Origin of the sequence: Bacillus sp. SORGH_AS_0510, from assembly GCF_030818775.1 — a bacterium.
GTDB lineage: Bacteria > Bacillota > Bacilli > Bacillales > Cytobacillaceae > Neobacillus.
Genome location: NZ_JAUTAU010000001.1, coordinates 4,367,359 through 4,386,270, shown reverse-complemented (window position 1 = coordinate 4,386,270; position 18,912 = coordinate 4,367,359). Strand labels below are relative to the sequence as shown.

Sequence of the window (18,912 nt, the reverse complement as noted above, 5' to 3'; positions counted from 1 at the left end):
AAAGGAGGGAGCCGTTTCGTTGACTGCCCGTTCTAAGGATAAACAAAGTGCTCTAAGGAGATAATCAGAAAGCTCCTTATTTTCCTCAGATGTGGGCCGGCGTTCCTCCACAATTAAATGTCTCCAGAGCGCCATTGTTTTTTCGTCCAAATCAATTTTGGAAATCGTAGGCTTTTCGGCCCGTTTCCACCATTCATCCACCCAATCTCCTTTACAGGATAAATGATAATCCGCACTGCTTTGGCCCGCTTCCACTAATAACTCATAATAATCACCTGGCTGTATAATCAAAAGATCTCCCTTTTCAAGTGTCCTTCTTTTTCCTTTTACCACTACCTCACAAAACCCTTCCGTTTGTAGTCGAAAAAGATATCCGGGGAATCCAGATTTATGCTGAGAATAATACCCTTGTGTGTGGTAGGAATACCCGCAGAAATAAATCTTCAAGCTCATAAGCTCACTCCTTCATAAAACAAATAGCAAAATAGTAGATGTATTCATTATATCGTTTATGTTTATTTTACAGTATATCATATATGATGGTATCAAATAAGTAATATTAATAACTAGCATAAGTGAGGGATGAGAGTGACGACAACTATACCAATTGCGGTTCAGATGTACACCTTACGGGAAGAATCTGAAAAGGATTTTGTTGGTACGTTAAAAAAAGTAGCTGAACTAGGTTTTGACGGGGTAGAGTTTGCCGGATACGGGGGATTATCAGCTAAAGAAGTAAGACTGCTATTAGATGATTTGGGACTGAAAGCTGCAGCGAGTCACGTGCCATTGGATGACTTAGAAACCAATTTGGAACAAGTGATAGAGGACCAAAAACAACTAGGCAGTAAATATGTTGTCTGTCCTTACCTATTGCCCGAACGTCGAAAAGAACAAGATTATCAAGCACTAATCCTTTTTTTAGAGCAAGCGGGTGCAAAATGTCGTCAAGAAGGCATTACACTTTGCTATCATAATCACGATTTTGAATTAGAAAATCTTTCAGATGGTAGAACTGCGTTAGAATCCATCTTTGAGGATACTAATTCAGCAAACGTGAAGGCAGAACTGGACGTTTATTGGCTGACCAAAGCAGGTGAAACACCAGTGGAGTGGATGAACCGTTATAGAAATCGAACTCCTCTTATCCATTTAAAAGATATGACTACAGATGAAGAACAATATTTTGCTGAACTTGGAACTGGTGGCGTTAATATTGAAAGCGTCATCAATTTAGGTGAGGAATCAGGTGTAGAGTGGTGGATTGTAGAGCAGGATTTCAGCCGCCGGACCCCATTCGAAAGTATTGAAATAAGTTTAAAATACTTAAAAGAAAGACTGTGTTAAAGAACGGTGTTGATTTATACACTCTGTTGATTGGAGCGGAAGGCGCGAAGACTCCTGTGGGAGTATGGTTCATGAGAGACCCCGCAGGCGCGTTTCTCCGAGGAGGCTCGCCGAAACACCCACGAACCGCTCGCGCCTGGAGCTGAAATCAACAGAAAATTTAACAGAGCCAAAAGAAAAGGAGCAAATATAGATGTTAAACGTAACAGTATGGAATGAAAACCGACACGAACAGAAAAACCCAGTGGTTAGAGATATTTATCCGAACGGAATTCACGGTGCCATTGCCGCATTTCTTGAAGCGGAAGGCTTTCATGCGAAAACAGCGACATTAGATGAGCCAGAGCATGGCTTAACTGATGAAGTACTGGCAAATACAGATGTGTTAGTTTGGTGGGGCCATCTCGCACATGGTGAAGTGAAGGATGAGGTTGTGCAAAAAGTTCAGCAACGTGTCCTTGATGGAATGGGACTAATCGTTCTCCACTCTGGACATTTTTCAAAAATCTTTAAAACATTAATGGGAACGAGCTGTGATCTGAAATGGCGAGAAGCCGATGAAAAGGAACGTCTCTGGGTGGTAAGCCCAAGCCATCCTATCACAGAAGGAATCTCGGAATATATCGAACTTGAAAAAGAAGAAATGTACGGAGAGCATTTTGATATTCCACAGCCGGATGAATTGATTTTCACCAGTTGGTTTGAAGGTGGAGAAGTATTCCGTAGCGGCTGTACGTATAAGCGCGGAAACGGTAAGGTTTTCTACTTCCGCCCAGGACATGAAACCTATCCGACTTACCATAATAAAGAAATTCAGCGGGTCATTAGCAATGCAGTTAAATGGGCTAAGCCAGTGAAACGCGAACGTCCGGTTTATGGAAATGCCAAGCCATTAGAAATGATTAAAGGAGGAAAATAAATATGGAAAAATTACGTGTAGCAGTCATCGGTTGCGGCAGTATTGCTCAGTATCGTCATTTACCTGAATATAAAGCAAATAAAAACGTAGAACTTGTTGCGGTTTGTGATATCAATGAAGAGCGTGCGATAGAAGTGGCGGAGAAATTCGGAGCTAAAGCCTATACGAGTTATGAAGAGCTATTAGATGCTGGCGGAGTAGACGCGGTTAGCGTTTGTACACCAAATTATCTTCATGCTCCCATCTCTATTGCTGCATTACATGCCGGTTTCCATGTCCTTTGTGAAAAGCCAATGGCCACCTCAAAACAAGAAGCAGAGGCCATGATTGAGGCTGCAAAGGAAAGCGGTAAAAAGCTGATGATTGCACATAATCAACGATTCGTACCGTCTCATCAAAGAGCTCGCAAGCTCATTGAAAGTGGAGAAATCGGGAAAATTTATAGTTTTCGTACAGCGTTTGGACACGGTGGTCCTGAAGGCTGGAGTGTGGATGGAAAAGAAAGCTGGTTTTTCCTAAAGGAAAAAGCATTTGTTGGAGCGATGGGCGATCTAGGTGTGCATAAAACGGATTTACTGCGATATCTTCTTGGGGAAGAGATCATTGAAGTGGGGTCATTTGTAGAAACTAGTGCAAAAGATTTTGCTGATGTGGATGATAGTGCGGTTTGTATATTGAAAACAGAAAACGGCGTCATCGGAACGCTTGCTGCCAGCTGGGCCTATGTAAGCAAAGAAGATAATTCGACGATTATTTATGGGGAAAAAGCCATCCTTCGTTTAGAGGATGATCCGGTCAACTCACTGGTTGTTCAATATAAAAGTGGTGAAGTGGTCAATTACCAGTTGGGCAGAATCCAGTCAAATGAAGAGGGCGGTCAAAACAATTCACGTGTGATCGATCTTTTTGTTGACGCGGTTGTGAACAATCAAGAGCCTCCTGTTCCGGGTGAGGAAGGCATGAAATCTTTAAATGTTATCTTGGCTGCGCTCGAATCAAATGAAACAAAACAAATAGTAAGAGTGAATGACCAATGAAAAAACTACGAATTGGCATAATTGGGGTTGGTGGCATTGCGCAAGGCCGTCATATCCCTGCTTTTTTACAGCTTAGTGATGTATGTGAAATAACAGCTCTTAGTGATGTGAATGTGGAACGTGCAAAAGAAGTGGCTGAAAAAAATCAAATTCCAAATGTGTTTGATAATTATCATGATCTTTTTTCTGAAGTAGATGCGGTTTGTATTTGTACGCCAAATAAATTCCATGCGGAGATTACCGTTGCTGCATTCGAAGCAGGGGTTCATGTTCTCTGTGAAAAGCCAATGGCGCTAAGTGCTGAAGAATGTGAGGCAATGATTGCTGCCTCTAAAAGAGCCGATAAGGTTCTAGCTATTGCCTATCATTATCGTTTCATGAAAGAAGCACAGGCGGCAAAGAAAGCTATGAAGGAGGTAGGAACTGCACTTGTAGTTAGGGTTCAGGCTTTAAGGCGCCGGAAAGTGCCGGGCTGGGGTGTGTTTACAAATAAAGACCTTCAAGGTGGCGGCAGCCTAATCGACTATGGTTGTCACCTTCTCGACCTCGCCTTGTGGCTAATGGGAAATCCGAAACAAACGATGGTGTCAGGCACCACCTATAACACATTAAGTAGAATGCCGAATCAAGTGAATCAATGGGGCGAGTTTGATCATGAAACGTTTAATGTTGATGATCATGTGACGTCATATGTGCAGTTTGAAAACGGGGCTTCGATGCTGTTTGAAACTTCATGGGCTGCGAATATAAAGGATGACAAGGAACATCTGAGCATATCTGGAGTAGACGGCGGGATAAGTGTTTTCCCATTTGAGCTTTATACTACTAAAAATGGAATGCTATTAAATAGCCAAGCGGCATGGATTTCAGGTGAAGAGAATCCAGGACTGCCACAGGCAAAAAACTTTATTCAAGCATGCCTTGGATTGGAAGAATTAGTTGTGAAGCCTGAGGAGGCTCTTCAAGTTTCTCAAATTATTGATCGAATCTATGAGAGCAGTCATTCGTTTAGAGAGGGGATTACAAAATGAAATTAGGTGTATTTACCGTTTTATTTGCTGAAAAGTCTTTCGAGGAGATGCTCGATACTGTAAAAGAAGCAGGCCTTCATGCTGTTGAAATCGGCACAGGTTGTTACCCAGGGAACAGTCATTGCGATTTAGATGCGTTATTGGAAAGTGAAGACGCAAGGAAGGAATATATCCAGAAAGTTGAAGGACGCGGGCTGACCATTAGTGCCTTTAGCTGTCACGGAAATCCTATTTCTCCTGAAAAAGAATTCGCGAAGCAGTCTCATGAGACACTTTTAAAGACAATTAAACTCGCTTCTTTGTTAGGTGTTCAGGTAGTAAACTGTTTCTCTGGTACCGCAGGTGACCATGAAGGCGCCAAGTACCCTAACTGGCCCGTGACACCGTGGCCAAATGAATATGGAGACGTGTTAAAGTGGCAATGGGAAGAGAAGCTGATTCCATACTGGAAGGAAGTAGGGCAGTATGCGAAGGAGCATCAGGTGAAAATTGGCCTTGAACTTCATGGCGGCTTTTTGGTTCATACACCATACACCCTGTTGAAGTTGCGCGAAGAAACCTGCGATGCGATTGGCGCCAACTTGGATCCAAGTCATCTTTGGTGGCAAGGAATTGATCCTGTTGCAGCAATCAAAATTTTGGCTAAAGAAAATGCGATCCATCATTTCCATGCGAAAGATACGTATATTGATCAAGAAAACGTAAATATGTATGGATTAACGGACATGCAGCCATATGGGGAAGTACGTTCACGTGCGTGGACCTTCCGTTCGGTTGGATGCGGTCATAGTTTGAAAGAATGGTCTGATATGATGAGTGCACTCCGCACTTATGGTTATGACTATGTGGTCAGCATTGAACATGAGGATCCAATTATGTCGATTGAAGAAGGCTTTAAACGGGCAGTGGTGAACTTAAAATCCGTTCTCATTGAAGAGCCCGTTTCACAAATGTGGTGGGTATAGGGATGCAGGGGTTCATACCTGTGTTCGGATATGTAGCGGCTGTGTTAACAACGATGTCCTTCCTGCCGCAGGCAATTAAAACCATCAAAGAGAAAAATACCGAGGGAATTTCACTTGTCATGTACAGCTTGTTTACTATAGGTGTGCTTTTATGGCTCATTTATGGCTTATTGACGAAGGATATCCCAATAATAGCTGCTAACGGAATTACTTTGATTTTATCGGCAACTATATTAACCTTGAAAATTAAGTATAGTGCTAGAACAGGTACGAATTAAATAGAGAATCTGAGATAGTCTGGTTAAAGTAGGGGCTTCTACGAGCCAGAGCTGGTGTTGAGACAGAGGGAACGGTCGCGTAGGAACTATCTACGCGACCGAAATGGCCAAGGTGTTGAGGAATCCGGTAGCACAGGTGCCGTCTACGGTATTCTTCATTTTGACGATCTAGGTTCCTTCCTTGTTTGGCTCTAGCTGGGTTAATTAGACGTCTTACCAGAACATTTATCCCAACAGGTAAGAAATAATAGCTTTATTCGTGCTGTACAGTGAGCCTGGCATATCATCACGATTTGATTTCAATGCAAAATAACGTGTATCTGTAGTATCTTGGAAAAAGCTATATTGCAATATGCTTTTTTCACCTTCAAGTGCACTCATAATCTGTTCGAAAAATTGTGCATGAGTCATCATATCCTCTGAAGCTAAGTGAAATATGCCCTTTAGCTTACTTTCAATAATGAACCTTAGTTGTTTTGCTAACTGAACATCCAAAAGATTGTTGCATAATAAATTGCTGTACACATCAATCATTTTATTATTTTTTATACTTTCTTTGATTAAGTTCCATCTTGGAGAATTCTTACCCCATATCGCGGGGATTCGGAGAATGATCACCCGCTCATCTAAAATTTCTTTTAACATTTTTTCGCAATCTATTTTGAATTTCCCATAATCTGATTCAGAAAAAGGAATATCTGATTCGGTGTGTGGTTTTGAATAATCACCATCAAATACATTTGTAGTAGAAAAGAAATACAAACGACCATTGCTATTTCGTAATTCCATTGCCAATTCTTTATGTAACTGGAGCTGTTGATCAAACTCTCCTCTTAGGCAGGAAATCACAATGTCGGGATTAATTGAACTTATAATTTCCTTTAGCTTATCTATTTCTTGAACTTCCAATTGGAACTGCTTACCACCAGGGAGACTGAGCGACGAAGAAGAATATGTTCCATACAGGTCAAATGAATCTCTAAGTTCATTGATTAAAGCCCTTCCAACTAGACCGCTTGCGCCAAGAATAAGTACCTTTTCCATCGCAATTCCTCCATCTATTTTTTATATTACCTACCTATTTTTCGCTGATAAGTATCTCTCTTTAATAATCTTTTTGTGATGGATGGCGTGACCTGCAATTATGTAGCCGATGGCGCGGGCAGTTACTTCCGTATTGTTGGCATTACCTTTGTAGCTCCAGGCTTCCACAGGCATGTTTTTAATTAAAGTAATCGTAGCTTTGCGTGTTGCTACAAAATCCTCGAGTATATCATTAATAGATTGGTTGTTAATTTGCGAGCCTTCTACAAATTCATTTTCATTAAAGCCAGCTAATGCTGTTTGGTCACCGCGGCCAATACGAAGCAGGCGATAGCTCATAATTCTTTCGGTATCAGTCATATGACCGAGAACTTCTTTGATGCTCCATTTATCTGTGGCATAGCGAAAGTGTCCCTCTTCATTTGAAATACCTTCAAAAAGTGCGATGGTACTATTTAGATCCTCATTCAGAATGGTTAGCAAATCTCCTTCGGGAACAAGGTCCACATACGGTACATAATACTCCGGGTACTCACTAGTTAATGGGCGTTGTAACATTATTTTCTCTCCCTTCAAATTAGAAACATCTACTACTACTTTATTCCTTTTGATAAAGAAATACCAAATAAAAGTAATTGAAATTGGATGATTTTAGAAAATAAAGGCTTGTGCATAGAATTTCTATGTATTATGATTTCATTATACATAGAAATTCTATGCTTATGGGGAGGAGTCGTATGTGATGAAAAAAATAGTAATTACAGCTGTGTTTGTCTTTTTTATAGGTACTGTGTTTTTCTGGTTGAAACCGCATTTTCCACGTACCTTTCATCATCGTGTAACTGGTCATACCGATTTACATAATGAAAATATAAATGGATTCTATCTATTTGATGATATTCATTCGGATAGATTTATAAGTGTGTATGGGGAACAGAAACAAAAAAGTAGAGAAATAGAGACTTACAGCTATTACAAAATTAAGGATGGGCTAGAAATCGCAACGAATGAAAAGGGCGGAATTTTTCGCTTTATCGTAGAAAGCTCTGGAATTCCTAGCGCAAAAGGAATTGAAGTCGGGGATTCAATTACAAAGGTGAAAAAAGCTTATGGCGAAAACTTTTATAAGCGTACTGAACAGGGGGTAGATATATTAGGGTATGTGGATCAGCGGAACCATCAATCGATTGAATTTTGGTATGGACATAATCGAATCCTTTTTTACCGACTAGATGATAATTCTATGAAATGATCCTACAAAAAAGAGTCACTGCGCGTCTGCAGCAACTCTTTTTTGTTTAAACGATTTTATTAAAACGAACACGCTGGTTAATTACATACATTACAGGCATACCAACAGCCATGACCACGAACTCGCCAACCGCAGTGGTTAACCACGTAAACATGAATGGTAGGTTAAATGCCAAGTGTAGCTCAAGGGCAATAAGGAACATGGTAAATGTGAAAACTAGTGTATTCACAATCATTCGTGTCCATAACCCCTTAATATATTTTGCACAGGCAATCGTGATTAATAAGGCAATCACGGATTGACCGACACCGAAAATAAGGTCGTATGCTTTCATGGGTGAAAAGAATAAATTCGTCAAAAATACACCCAGAACGATACCGAAGAAATATTTTTTGTTAAAAACAACTAGATGATTGAACATCTCAGACACACGAAACTGGACTTGGGTAAATCCAAACGGCTGGATTATAGCAGAGACCGCAATGTACAAGGCTGCTACAATGCCGTTGACGACAATTGATTTTACTTTCATATATAATTATCTCCTTAGTTTTTTAAAGTGGGAGGTTCTCGAACCACATTATTTTCAGTCAAATTAATATATTAATATAAATAAAATAGCTAGTCAATGATACCTAAAATTCATAAAAAAAATCACAGGAAATTTTTACATAATTTATTAAAATTTGTACATGATAAAAAGAAAAAAAGGAATGGCGTATTTTTATGAAGCACAATAAAATGTTTTTACTTGTACTGATGTTAGTCCCTTGGTTTTCAGTGCCACTCCTAGGGAGGAGAGCCCTCAAGAGATTTTACCCTGGTGCTTTGTTTACCTTTGTTTGGATACTATTTGAGAGTATTTTTGCAGGAAAACGGCTGTGGTGGAAATTTTATGAGAAGCTGACTCCTATGGGAGAACTCCCATTCATGATTGGGCCGTTCTTTGTGGGATCGTTATGGATTTTAAAATTTACATTCGGAAATTTCTTTCGATACCTCTTTTTGAATCTTATCATTGATGCTTTTTTTGTCTACCCTGGTATGATTATCTTACGAAAGATGAAGATTGTTTCACTGATAAGAATGAAGCATTATCAAATGGGGATCTTATTCCTAAGTAAATCAGTGGTTATGTACGGATTCCAATACCTTGTAGAAAAAATAAGAAAAAAGCCAAAAACGCTTATGCAGAAGATCTTCCTAAAGTAACAGTAAGCTGACTTGAAAGTGAGTGCCTTTTAAGTCAGCTTTTTTATGTTCGCAAATAAACGGGTCTTTTTCGCAAATAAAACCCTAATTATCGCAAATAAACCACTCGTTTTCGCAAATAAACATTCTATTTACGCAAATAAAAGGTGATAGAATAATAGGATAAATTATTTTCAACAGTGCGAGGTCTTGAAATATTAGAAAATTAAGGGGGAATACATCATCCTACACCATTTAGAAATCTACGTTTCGAATCTAGCGAAAACTACAGAATTTTGGGGATGGTTTTTATCTGAATTAGGATATGAACTGTACCAAGAATGGAACTTAGGAATTAGTTGGAAATATGGGGGAACCTATCTAGTATTTGTGCAAGTGGAAGAAAGATTTTTGGACGTTCCTTATCATCGCTCGAGAGTAGGCTTAAATCATCTAGCATTTCATGCTGAATCTCAAGAGCACGTCGATCGAATTACGGAACAATTAAAAGAAAAAGGAGTCCCAATTCTTTATCAGGATCGCCACCCGTTCGCAGGGGGGGATTCACATTATGCGGTATTTTTTGAAGACCCTGATCGTATTAAAGTGGAACTAGTAGCACCAAAAGTGGATAACTAACCATTTGGAAAATGATGTATTTTGTCGTTTCCGTGATATAAATCACAAAACACCATTCGATTAAACTTTATAATTATATAAAACAGGGGAAAAATAAAGGATGGATGGTGAAGGAATTGGAATCTAATTTTAAATCTCTATATAGTGAAATTGGTGGACAAGAAACCATTGACAAGTTAGTTAATGCCTTTTATCCACGTGTATATGCTGATCAGGAATTAAGACCTTTATTTGAAGGGGACATGGAAGAAATCAAGAGGAAGCAGAGAATGTTTCTTCCGCAATTTTTGGGAGGGCCTGCTTTATACAGCCAGGAATTTGGACCACCTGCCATGAGAGCACGCCACTTACCGTTTGAAGTAACACCAAGAAGAGCTGCCTGCTGGTTACGTTGTATGAAAGAAGCCTTCCAGGAAATCGGACTTGACCAAAATCCCGCAGGACTTGCATTCTATGACCGCTTAACACAGGTTGCCGGCATAATGGTAAACAGTCCCGACCGTGATTAATCTAGATCCGTAGTAAAAACAAAATCCCCACCTGCATATTAAGCCGGGTGGGGATTTTAAATTTTGGCTGTGTTAAAGAACAATGTTGATTATTGCACCCTGTTGATTGGAGCGGAAGACGCGAAGACTCCTGTGGGAGTATGGTTCAGGGGAGTCCCCCGCAGACGCTTGCGTCGAGGAGGCTCGCCGAAACACCCACGAACCGCTCGCGTCTGGAGCGGAAATGAACAGGCAAGTTTAACAGAGCCTAAATTTTAATAAAATTAACCCCTTTCATTTTTTGTGGTATAGTGTGGTTGTTTATAGTGAGGAGGAAATAAAGTGAAAAAAAATGAGCAGTGGTGGAAGAGAAGCGTTGTCTATCAAATATACCCAAGAAGCTTTATGGATTCGAATGGAGATGGAATAGGCGATATCCAAGGAATCATTCAAAAGCTCGATTACTTAAAATTACTAGGCATCGATGTGATCTGGTTAAGTCCGGTGTATGATTCTCCGAATGATGATAATGGGTATGATATCCGTGATTATCAAAAAATCATGGAAGAGTTCGGCACGATGGCTGATTTTGACCTAATGCTTGAAGAAATACATAAGCGCGACATGAAATTAGTCATGGACCTTGTTGTGAACCATACCTCTGACGAACATGAGTGGTTTGTTCAGTCAAAAAAATCGAAGGATAATCCTTACCGTGACTATTATATTTGGCGTGAAGGTAAAGATGGAAAAGAGCCGAACAATTGGGGTTCTTTTTTCAGCGGTCCAGCGTGGGATTACGATGAAGCAACCAAAGAATATTACTTGCACTTATTTGCGAAAAAACAACCGGATCTTAACTGGGAAAATCCAGCTCTACGTGAAGAAGTGTATCGCATGATGAGATTTTGGCTCGATAAAGGGATTGATGGCTTCCGTATGGATGTTATCAATATGATTTCTAAACAGCCAGGGTTACCAGATGGTGTACAGGCAGAGGGTCAATTATATGGAGATGGCAGCCCCTTTTATATGAATGGACCTAGAATTCATGAATTCTTAAAGGAAATGAATAAAGAGGTATTAGCGAAATATCCAATTATGACAGTAGGAGAAATGCCTGGTACTACACCGGAAGATGCCATTCTCTATACAAACCCAGAACGAAATGAAGTAAACATGATTTTTACGTTTGAACATATGGACCTTGATAGTGCACCAGGTGGAAAGTGGAATCTAAAGCCTCTAAACCTTGTGGACTTAAAGGAAAACTTGGCCAAGTGGCAAGTAGGGTTACACAACAAAGGTTGGAACAGTTTATATTGGAATAATCACGACCAGCCAAGAATTGTGTCACGTTTCGGGAATGACCAGGAATACCGTGTGGAATCAGCCAAAATGTTAGCAGCCTGTCTGCATTTCATGCAAGGGACTCCATATATCTATCAGGGAGAAGAAATCGGAATGACGAATGTGAAGTTCGACTCGTTAGATGACTACCGTGATATTGAGACCTTGAATATGTATAAGGAACGTTCGTCTTTAGGTTACACGCATGAAGAGATTATGACGTCCATCTACGCCAAAGGAAGAGACAATGCAAGAACACCTGTACAGTGGGATGCAACAGAGCATGGAGGATTTACAACTGGAACTCCATGGATTAAAGTCAATCCAAGGTATAAGGATATTAATGTAAAAAGTACACTAGAAGATCCACAGTCCGTTTTTTACTTCTATCAAAAGTTGATTTCTTTGCGTAAGGAAATGGATATTATCGTGGAAGGAGATTTTAATTTGTTACTTAAAGATCATCCATCCATTTTTTCATATGAGAGAAATTGGAAGGATGAACAACTCCTAGTGTTATGTAACTTTAGTAAGAATGAAGTAGAGATTACCGAGGAAGAATTAGTTAATAGTATAACAAATTCTCAATTGCTTCTTTCGAACTATGAAGCGGGAACATTGACTACTTTACGTCCGTATGAGGTAAAAGTTTTAACCAAATAAGGTGACAGTCCCCCGCTGCTTTAAAGCGGCGGGGGACTGTCCCTTAAAAAAAAATAAAAAATGATTGCGCATACATTTTAAAAGTGCTACTATGAATCTATCGATTAGTGCAAACGTTTTCGCTAACGATACACAAAGAGTATAGGGGGTATTAGTAGATATTAACTGTAAAGTAAGTAGATTTTTTATTGAAGAATAACGATTTGTTTACAGTTTTTCTGCTATTATGTGCAAACGTTTTCTCGGAAAACAAGTTTTTACTCCATTTCGAATGTTATTTTAGACAAACAAACCAACATACTAAAATAGTTTTTTATTTAAAGATTTATGCAAACGATTGCACTTTCAAACTATTGATTGTATGATATCTAGTATATTTAAAGCGTCTAGAATAATAATATTCGAAATAGAACAAAATACACTCATCTATGTTTTCTTGTTTTGCACATGAACAACAAGTATTACAAAAATTTTTTCAGTATGGGGGTAAATCATGAACAAGAAAAAATTATTTTCTGGAGTTGGAGCTGGACTTCTTTCATTAAGTCTTCTTCTAACAGGCTGTGGTAACGCTGATAAAGGTGGCGGAGCTAAGGAAGAATCAAAAGGCGGTAATGTAACACTTGATGTATTCCAATTCAAAGTAGAATTCAAAAAGCAATTTGAAGAAGCTGCGAAGAAATACGAAGCATCACATAAAGGAGTAAATATCAACATCACAACTGTTGGTGGTGGTGAAGATTACGGTGCAGCTTTAAAATCTAAATTTGCTTCAGGTAAAGAACCAGCTATCTACAACATCGGTGGCCCACAAGACGTGGAAGACTGGCAAAAGAAATTAGCTGACCTTTCTGATACAGAAGCATCTAAGAAAGCATTAAAAGGTACACTTGATGGTGTTTCTAAAGATGGTAAAGTTTTAGGATTACCATACAACCAAGAAGGTTACGGCTTTATCTATAACAAGACTGTATTCGAAAAAGCTGGAATTGATCCAAAATCAATCAAGAGCTATGCAGACCTTGAAAATGCAGTTAAAACTCTAGACTCTAAGAAGAAAGATCTTGGTCTTAAAGCAGTATTTGCACTTCCTGGTAAAGAAACTTGGGTAACTGGCTTACACTTATCCAATGCATTCTTAGCTCCTGAATTTGATAACAACGTTCTAAATGCATTCAGTGCAAAGAAAGTTGACTTCAAATATGGTGATGCGTTCAAGAAGGTCCTTGATCTTCAAAACAACTATTCTGTCCAACCAACTGTAAGCCTTGACTATGCTCAACAAGTTGAAGAGCTATTCTCACTACAAAAAGTAGCTATGATTCAACAAGGTAACTGGGCATATGGTTCAATCGCTGGAATCGACAAAGATTTCGCTGATAAGAACATTGGTTTATTACCAATTCCTGTAGAAGGTTACAAAGAAGATGCAATCCCTGTTGGTATCCCAATGTACTGGGGCGTAAACAGCAACAAAGACAAAGCTACACAAGCTGAAGCTAAGAAATTCTTAGACTGGTTATACACTTCTGACGAAGGTAAAGAAATCGTTATCAACGACTTTAAGTTCATCCCTGCTTATGATGGCTTTGATGCATCAAAAATCAGTGATCCACTTTCAAAAGAAATTTATCAATATGCTCAAGATGGCAAGACAATCGGCTGGACATTCATGGGCTACCCAACTGGTTGGGGACAAGACCAACTTGGTGTTCAAATTCAAAAATATTTGAGCAAAGAAGCTAAGTGGGAAGATGTAGTAAAAACTACAAAAGAAGCTTGGGAAAAAGCAAGAAATAAATAATCCCTTATGAACAAAGATAATGGGTCCTACTTGATAAAAGCAGGACCCATTATAAATTAGCATAGAGAGGCAAGCGGCTAGTTCATAAGGGGAGTAACAATGTAGTTGGGTTTTTTCGACTTGGAGAATGGTCCAGCTCCAGCGCCTAGCCACTCGGGTCAAATAACCTTCGGCAAGTAAAGTCAAAGAACGACTTTTCTTGCCGAAGAACATTTGCCTGTCGGGGCTGACCAAGGCGCTTGCGCTTTTCTTATGAATCAGCCACTTTTCTTTCAATTACTAACTTAGAAAAAATACAAAACATATTGGAGGTTTTTTACCATGATGCGTACGCGGGATTTATCTTATTGGTTATTTTTAGCCCCGGTTCTTTTAGCATTATCAATGGTTGTTATCATTCCATTGCTATTCGGAGTTTACTATTCATTTACAAACTGGAATGGTATTGAAGTAGGCGGTTTTATTGGCTTCGAAAATTATATTAATGTTTTTAAAGATAAGGAATTCTTAGATTCATTATGGTTTACAGTAAAGTTTACTGTTGTTTCCATTATTTTAATTAACTTCTTTGGGCTTGCATTAGCACTTATCGTAACATCCAAAATTAAAACAAGTAAGTTTCTACGTACGATCTTTTTCATGCCGAACCTAATTGGTGGTTTGATTCTAGGTTTTATCTGGCAATTTATTTTCATTAAAGTTTTTGCCGGTATTGGAGAATTGTTTGGAATCGAAAACTTACAAGGATGGCTTTCTACTACTAACACTGGTTTTTGGGGCTTAGTCATCTTAATGAGCTGGCAAATGGCTGGATACATCATGGTCATTTACATTTCTTACTTAGAAGGTGTACCAACAGAGTTAATTGAAGCTGCTGAAATTGATGGGGCAAGTTCATTCCAGCGTCTGCGCTTCATTGTTTTCCCGTTAGTTGCACCTGCATTTACAGTTAGTATGTTCTTAACATTATCGAACACGTTCAAGCTTTACGATCAAAACTTATCACTAACAGGCGGCGGTCCGTATAATTCCACGCAAATGGTCGCTATGGAAATCTTCAAAACAGCATTTGGTGAAAGTGAAATGGCTTATGCTCAGGCAAAAGCAGTTATCTTCTTTATTATCGTTGCTGCTATTTCCTTAACACAAGTGTACATCAACAAGAAAAGGGAGGTTGAAATGTAATGGGAAGAAAATATAAATTGCCGCTTGAGATTCTAGGTATTTTATTAGGTTTGTTATGGCTTTCTCCTTTTTACTTAATGATCGTCAACTCCTTTAAAACAAAGAAGGAAATTTTCTCAGGTACATTAAATTTACCGGAAGTATTTACTTTTGATAACTATGTTGAAGCATTTAATGAACTCACATTCTTAAAAACATTTATGAACTCACTTTTAATTACGGTAGTAAGTGTAGCCATCATTATTATCTTCTCATCAATGGCTGCCTACGCTCTTTCAAGAAATAAGAGCAAAATGAGTACCATTGTATTCTTCTTGTTTGTTGCAGCGATGTTAATCCCGTTCCAATCCGTTATGATTCCATTGGTGACGATTTTCGGAAAAATAGAAATGCTCAATCGAGCGGGAATTATCTTTATGTATTTAGGCTTTGGTGCCAGTCTTTCCATCTTCCTGTACCATGGTACATTGAGCGGGATTCCAAAATCCTTGGATGAGGCTGCAACCATTGATGGTGCAAATCGATTCCAGATTTTTTGGTACATCGTTTTCCCTATGTTAAAGCCGATTACTGTAACGGTAGCCATCTTGAATACCATTTGGATTTGGAATGACTACTTACTTCCATCTCTAGTAATAAACCAAGAAGGAATGGAAACTATTCCATTAAAAATGTTCTTCTTCTTCGGTGAGTATACAAAGCAATGGCACTTAGCGCTCGCTGGATTAACGATTGCGATTATTCCAGTAATCATTGCATACTTCTTTGCACAAAGGGAAATTATCAAGGGTATTTCTGAGGGTGCGGTTAAATAATTTCTACCTTATAATATAGGTAAAAACGAGCAATTTATTGGTATTAGGGGGAAGTAATGGTGGTTACAATCAAGGATGTGGCAAGGGAAGCAAATGTGGCGCCTTCAACAGTTTCAAGGGTAATTGCTAATAACCCGCGGATCAGTGAACAAACAAAGAGACGTGTGAAAGAAGTAATGGAACAATTAGGATACTACCCTAACTTGCAAGCACGTAGCTTGGTTGCTAAAAGCACTCAAACCATTGGAGTGATTATGCCGAATTCGGCTTACCATGCCTTTCGAAACCCATTCTTCCCTGAAGTATTAAGAGGAATCAGTATGAATGCCCATGAAAGTAAATATGGTATCTATCTTTCAACGGGATCAACTGAGGAAGAAATTCACGAAGAAGTCCTGTCCATGGTTATGGGGAGGCGTGTAGATGGTATAGTTCTCTTATACTCACGTGTTAATGATCGTACGATGAACTACCTTGAGGAAATAGGCTTTCCTTTTACGGTCGTTGGACGTCCAAGTGTAAATGAAGAGCGTATTACTTATGTCGACAATGACAATATTTTTATAAGCAAACAGGTAACCAACTACTTAATTGAACACGGGCATACAAATATAGCTTATGTTGGAATCAATCCTGATTTTGTGGTTACCATTGACCGAATCAATGGATACAAATTGGCACTTAAGGAAGCGGGACTTACTGTTAACGAGGCGTATCTAGTTAATGAAGAATTGGTTAATGAACAAGGGATTGATGCCATTTGTTCTTTAATGGAAATGGATGCTCCTCCTACAGCGTTAGTTACACAGGATGATTTAATGGCGTATGAAATCATCAGTCATTTAGAAAAATTAAACATAAGAGTGCCTGAAGATATTTCAATTGTAGGCTTTAATAACCTCTCATTATCTGAACATTCGAAGCCGCCATTAACGTCAGTGGATATCGGAACATTTCAGTTAGGCCATTTGGCTACTCAATGTTTAATTGAAAAAATCGAAAATCCTGAAACATTGCCAAAGAGAATCACGATTCCAACAAAGCTCATTGAACGTAAATCATGTGCAGTGAAAAAGTAAACTTTTGATTGCTTGTGAAATGACAAACATAAAAAGAGTCAGTGAGGATTTTACATGAATAAATTATGGTGGAAAGAAGCTGTTGCCTATCAGATTTATCCTCGAAGCTTCATGGATTCCAATGGAGATGGGATTGGGGATATCAAGGGCATCATCTCTAAATTAGATTATTTAAAAGAGCTTGGTATTGATGTGATTTGGGTTAGTCCAATGTATCAATCGCCTAATGACGATAATGGTTATGATATCAGTGATTACCAGGAGATTATGAAAGAGTTCGGAACAATGGCTGATTTTAATCTCCTTTTAGAGGAGACGCATCGCCGTGGGATGAAACTCATTCTCGACTTAGTCATTAACCACACGAGTGATGAACATCCTTGGTTTATCGAATCTCGTTCTTCCAAAGAGAATCCAAAGCGTGATTGGTACATCTGGCGTGATGGAAAAACTGGTAAAGAACCGAATAACTGGGAAAGCATATTTGGTGGTTCCGCTTGGAAATATGATGAAGAAACGGATCAGTATTTCATGCATATTTTTTCTAAAAAGCAGCCTGACCTTAACTGGGAGAATGAAGAGGTCAGGAAGGCACTATATGAAATGGTAAACTGGTGGCTTGATAAGGGAATCGATGGGTTCCGTGTCGATGCGATTAGTCATATCAAAAAAGAAGAGGGCCTAGAGGACATGCCAAATCCTGAAGGACTTCAATATGTATCTTGCTTTGATAAAATGATGAATGTAGATGGGATTCATACGTTCTTGCATGAGTTAAAGGAAGAAACGTTTGCTAAATATGACATAATGACTGTTGGGGAAGCGAACGGAGTAACAGTTGATGACGTAGAAGATGTGGAGCGTTGGGTCGGCGAAAAAAATGGTAAGTTCAATATGGTTTTCCAATTCGAGCATTTAGCACTTTGGGATGCCGAAGCGAAAAAAGAACTAAATATTGTGGAACTTAAGGATGTATTGTCCCGGTGGCAAAAAGGGTTGGAGAATAAAGGCTGGAACGCCTTGTTCATCGAGAACCACGACCAGCCGCGTGTAGTATCTACATGGGGTAATGACAAAGAATTCTGGCGTGAGAGTGCAACTGCGTTCGGTACGATGTATTTTCTCATGCAGGGTACACCATTTATTTATCAGGGGCAAGAAATCGGCATGACGAATGTTCAGTTTGATTCCATCGATGATTATGATGACGTATCCGCAAAGAATATGTACCGTATTAAGCGGGCAGAAGGTGTTTCACATGAGGAAATCATGGAAGTGATTTGGGCTTCTGGCCGTGATAACTCTCGGACTCCAATGCAGTGGTCAACTGAGGAAAATGGTGGTTTCAGTACAGGTAATCCATGGTTGAAGGTAAACCCGAATTTTAAGGACATCAATGTTGCGGCACAACAAAAAGACGAGAAGTCTGTTTTGAGCTTTTATAAAAAGTTGATTCGCTTAAAGAAGGCAAACGAAGTATTTACCTATGGTACGTATGATTTGCTTTTGAAAGATGATCCGCAAATTTTTGCATATACTAGAACTTTAAATGAAGAAAAGATGTTGATCATTACGAATCTATCCACACAGCCTGCTGTGATGGATGGAGTGTCACTCGATTATCGCCACTTGCTGCTTTATAACTATGAGGTTTCACCACATGAAACACTCACTCAATTGACTTTAAATCCTTATGAGGCAAGAGTATATCGTATAGAATAAAATGATGGAAAAAGGCGATTCAGTTGAAATGAATCGTCTTTTTTCTTTTTTAGTTTGAAGGATTTGTAAACGCTTCCAGTTTTATTCGGTATTGCATTGTTAA

19 protein-coding genes, 1 pseudogene and 1 riboswitch are annotated in these 18,912 nt (G+C 39.0%); of the genes and pseudogenes, 16 read left to right on the top strand and 4 right to left on the bottom strand.

Features of this window, described 5'->3' with window-relative positions:
• Positions 1–102 precede the first annotated feature (102 nt).
• Positions 103–453, bottom strand: a pseudogene (locus QE429_RS24495) (AraC family ligand binding domain-containing protein); the annotation flags it as partial.
• A gap of 165 nt (positions 454–618) precedes the next feature.
• Between QE429_RS24495 and QE429_RS22265 the strand changes: the two are divergent.
• The 6 genes from QE429_RS22265 (at position 619) to QE429_RS22240 (ending at position 5,577) form a co-directional block, all read left to right on the top strand.
• Positions 619–1,347: a sugar phosphate isomerase/epimerase family protein gene (locus tag QE429_RS22265; protein ID WP_307290925.1), complete on the top strand. Its 729-nt coding sequence runs from the start codon at positions 619–621 to the stop codon at positions 1,345–1,347.
• 193 nt (positions 1,348–1,540) lie between these two features.
• Entirely contained in the window at positions 1,541–2,266 is a 726-nt protein-coding gene (locus QE429_RS22260) for a ThuA domain-containing protein (RefSeq protein ID WP_307290115.1), read from the top strand.
• 2 nt (positions 2,267–2,268) lie between these two features.
• On the top strand, positions 2,269–3,303 hold the full coding sequence (locus tag QE429_RS22255) for a Gfo/Idh/MocA family protein (protein ID WP_307290113.1): 1,035 nt from the start codon (positions 2,269–2,271) through the stop codon (positions 3,301–3,303).
• Positions 3,300–4,334 (top strand): Gfo/Idh/MocA family protein, encoded by a 1,035-nt coding sequence (locus QE429_RS22250; protein ID WP_307290111.1) that lies wholly within the window; start codon positions 3,300–3,302, stop codon positions 4,332–4,334. The genes QE429_RS22255 and QE429_RS22250 overlap by 4 nt, the downstream gene beginning before the upstream one ends.
• Positions 4,331–5,299 carry a sugar phosphate isomerase/epimerase family protein gene (locus QE429_RS22245; protein WP_307290109.1) on the top strand — a complete coding sequence of 323 codons (969 nt, stop codon included), beginning with the start codon at positions 4,331–4,333 and terminating at the stop codon, positions 5,297–5,299. Before QE429_RS22250 ends, QE429_RS22245 begins: the two co-directional genes overlap by 4 nt.
• 2 nt (positions 5,300–5,301) lie before the next feature.
• A complete protein-coding gene (locus tag QE429_RS22240; protein ID WP_307290107.1) occupies positions 5,302–5,577 on the top strand; it encodes a SemiSWEET transporter in 276 nt (91 codons plus the stop codon).
• 225 nt (positions 5,578–5,802) lie between these two features.
• Here the strand turns inward: QE429_RS22240 and QE429_RS22235 are convergent, their stop codons facing one another.
• Both QE429_RS22235 and QE429_RS22230 read right to left on the bottom strand, forming a co-directional pair.
• Positions 5,803–6,621, bottom strand: a complete 819-nt coding sequence (locus QE429_RS22235) for a sugar nucleotide-binding protein (RefSeq protein WP_307290105.1) — start codon at positions 6,619–6,621, stop codon at positions 5,803–5,805.
• A gap of 30 nt (positions 6,622–6,651) precedes the next feature.
• Positions 6,652–7,179 carry a DinB family protein gene (locus QE429_RS22230; protein ID WP_307290103.1) on the bottom strand — a complete coding sequence of 176 codons (528 nt, stop codon included), beginning with the start codon at positions 7,177–7,179 and terminating at the stop codon, positions 6,652–6,654.
• Between the two features lie 184 nt (positions 7,180–7,363).
• Between QE429_RS22230 and QE429_RS22225 the strand changes: the two genes are divergently transcribed.
• Positions 7,364–7,873, top strand: a complete 510-nt coding sequence (locus QE429_RS22225) for a hypothetical protein (protein WP_307290101.1) — start codon at positions 7,364–7,366, stop codon at positions 7,871–7,873.
• Positions 7,874–7,919: 46 nt separating this feature from the next.
• Here QE429_RS22225 and QE429_RS22220 read toward each other — a convergent pair whose 3' ends face one another.
• The gene (locus QE429_RS22220; RefSeq protein ID WP_307290099.1) at positions 7,920–8,405 is read right to left on the bottom strand and encodes a QueT transporter family protein; all 486 of its coding nucleotides are present in this window, start codon (positions 8,403–8,405) and stop codon (positions 7,920–7,922) included.
• Between the two features lie 8 nt (positions 8,406–8,413).
• Positions 8,414–8,458: riboswitch (PreQ1 riboswitch) on the bottom strand.
• Positions 8,459–8,599: 141 nt separating this feature from the next.
• Between QE429_RS22220 and QE429_RS22215 the strand changes: the two genes are divergently transcribed.
• From QE429_RS22215 to QE429_RS22175, 9 genes are all read left to right on the top strand, one after another.
• Entirely contained in the window at positions 8,600–9,085 is a 486-nt protein-coding gene (locus QE429_RS22215) for a hypothetical protein (RefSeq protein WP_307290098.1), read from the top strand.
• Between the two features lie 222 nt (positions 9,086–9,307).
• Positions 9,308–9,703, top strand: a complete 396-nt coding sequence (locus tag QE429_RS22210) for a VOC family protein (protein WP_307290924.1) — start codon at positions 9,308–9,310, stop codon at positions 9,701–9,703.
• A 104-nt stretch (positions 9,704–9,807) separates the two neighbouring features.
• Complete coding sequence (locus QE429_RS22205) at positions 9,808–10,212, top strand: globin domain-containing protein (RefSeq protein WP_307290096.1); 405 nt, start codon at positions 9,808–9,810, stop codon at positions 10,210–10,212.
• A gap of 321 nt (positions 10,213–10,533) precedes the next feature.
• A complete protein-coding gene (locus QE429_RS22200; RefSeq protein WP_307290094.1) occupies positions 10,534–12,204 on the top strand; it encodes a glycoside hydrolase family 13 protein in 1,671 nt (556 codons plus the stop codon).
• Between the two features lie 493 nt (positions 12,205–12,697).
• Positions 12,698–14,008: an ABC transporter substrate-binding protein gene (locus QE429_RS22195; protein WP_307290092.1), complete on the top strand. Its 1,311-nt coding sequence runs from the start codon at positions 12,698–12,700 to the stop codon at positions 14,006–14,008.
• 324 nt (positions 14,009–14,332) lie between these two features.
• Complete coding sequence (locus QE429_RS22190; RefSeq protein WP_307290923.1) at positions 14,333–15,193, top strand: carbohydrate ABC transporter permease; 861 nt, start codon at positions 14,333–14,335, stop codon at positions 15,191–15,193.
• On the top strand, positions 15,193–16,008 hold the full coding sequence (locus tag QE429_RS22185; RefSeq protein ID WP_307290091.1) for a carbohydrate ABC transporter permease: 816 nt from the start codon (positions 15,193–15,195) through the stop codon (positions 16,006–16,008). The genes QE429_RS22190 and QE429_RS22185 overlap by 1 nt, the downstream gene beginning before the upstream one ends.
• 56 nt (positions 16,009–16,064) lie before the next feature.
• Positions 16,065–17,087: a LacI family DNA-binding transcriptional regulator gene (locus tag QE429_RS22180; RefSeq protein WP_307290090.1), complete on the top strand. Its 1,023-nt coding sequence runs from the start codon at positions 16,065–16,067 to the stop codon at positions 17,085–17,087.
• Between the two features lie 54 nt (positions 17,088–17,141).
• A complete protein-coding gene (locus QE429_RS22175; protein ID WP_307290088.1) occupies positions 17,142–18,809 on the top strand; it encodes a glycoside hydrolase family 13 protein in 1,668 nt (555 codons plus the stop codon).
• The last annotated feature ends 103 nt before the right edge of the window (positions 18,810–18,912 follow it).

Coding starts and splice junctions, on each gene's coding strand:
- QE429_RS22225 (WP_307290101.1), top strand. CDS start 7,364: ATGAAAAAAATAGTAATTACAGCTGTGTTTGTCTTTTTTATAGGTACT.
- QE429_RS22265 (WP_307290925.1), top strand. CDS start 619: ATGTACACCTTACGGGAAGAATCTGAAAAGGATTTTGTTGGTACGTTA.
- QE429_RS22220 (WP_307290099.1), bottom strand. CDS start 8,405: ATGAAAGTAAAATCAATTGTCGTCAACGGCATTGTAGCAGCCTTGTAC.
- QE429_RS22230 (WP_307290103.1), bottom strand. CDS start 7,179: ATGTTACAACGCCCATTAACTAGTGAGTACCCGGAGTATTATGTACCG.
- QE429_RS22235 (WP_307290105.1), bottom strand. CDS start 6,621: ATGGAAAAGGTACTTATTCTTGGCGCAAGCGGTCTAGTTGGAAGGGCT.
- QE429_RS22215 (WP_307290098.1), top strand. CDS start 8,600: ATGAAGCACAATAAAATGTTTTTACTTGTACTGATGTTAGTCCCTTGG.
- QE429_RS22240 (WP_307290107.1), top strand. CDS start 5,302: ATGCAGGGGTTCATACCTGTGTTCGGATATGTAGCGGCTGTGTTAACA.
- QE429_RS22180 (WP_307290090.1), top strand. CDS start 16,065: ATGGTGGTTACAATCAAGGATGTGGCAAGGGAAGCAAATGTGGCGCCT.
- QE429_RS22255 (WP_307290113.1), top strand. CDS start 2,269: ATGGAAAAATTACGTGTAGCAGTCATCGGTTGCGGCAGTATTGCTCAG.
- QE429_RS22195 (WP_307290092.1), top strand. CDS start 12,698: ATGAACAAGAAAAAATTATTTTCTGGAGTTGGAGCTGGACTTCTTTCA.
- QE429_RS22250 (WP_307290111.1), top strand. CDS start 3,300: ATGAAAAAACTACGAATTGGCATAATTGGGGTTGGTGGCATTGCGCAA.
- QE429_RS22205 (WP_307290096.1), top strand. CDS start 9,808: ATGGTGAAGGAATTGGAATCTAATTTTAAATCTCTATATAGTGAAATT.
- QE429_RS22245 (WP_307290109.1), top strand. CDS start 4,331: ATGAAATTAGGTGTATTTACCGTTTTATTTGCTGAAAAGTCTTTCGAG.
- QE429_RS22175 (WP_307290088.1), top strand. CDS start 17,142: ATGAATAAATTATGGTGGAAAGAAGCTGTTGCCTATCAGATTTATCCT.
- QE429_RS22190 (WP_307290923.1), top strand. CDS start 14,333: ATGCGTACGCGGGATTTATCTTATTGGTTATTTTTAGCCCCGGTTCTT.
- QE429_RS22185 (WP_307290091.1), top strand. CDS start 15,193: ATGGGAAGAAAATATAAATTGCCGCTTGAGATTCTAGGTATTTTATTA.
- QE429_RS22260 (WP_307290115.1), top strand. CDS start 1,541: ATGTTAAACGTAACAGTATGGAATGAAAACCGACACGAACAGAAAAAC.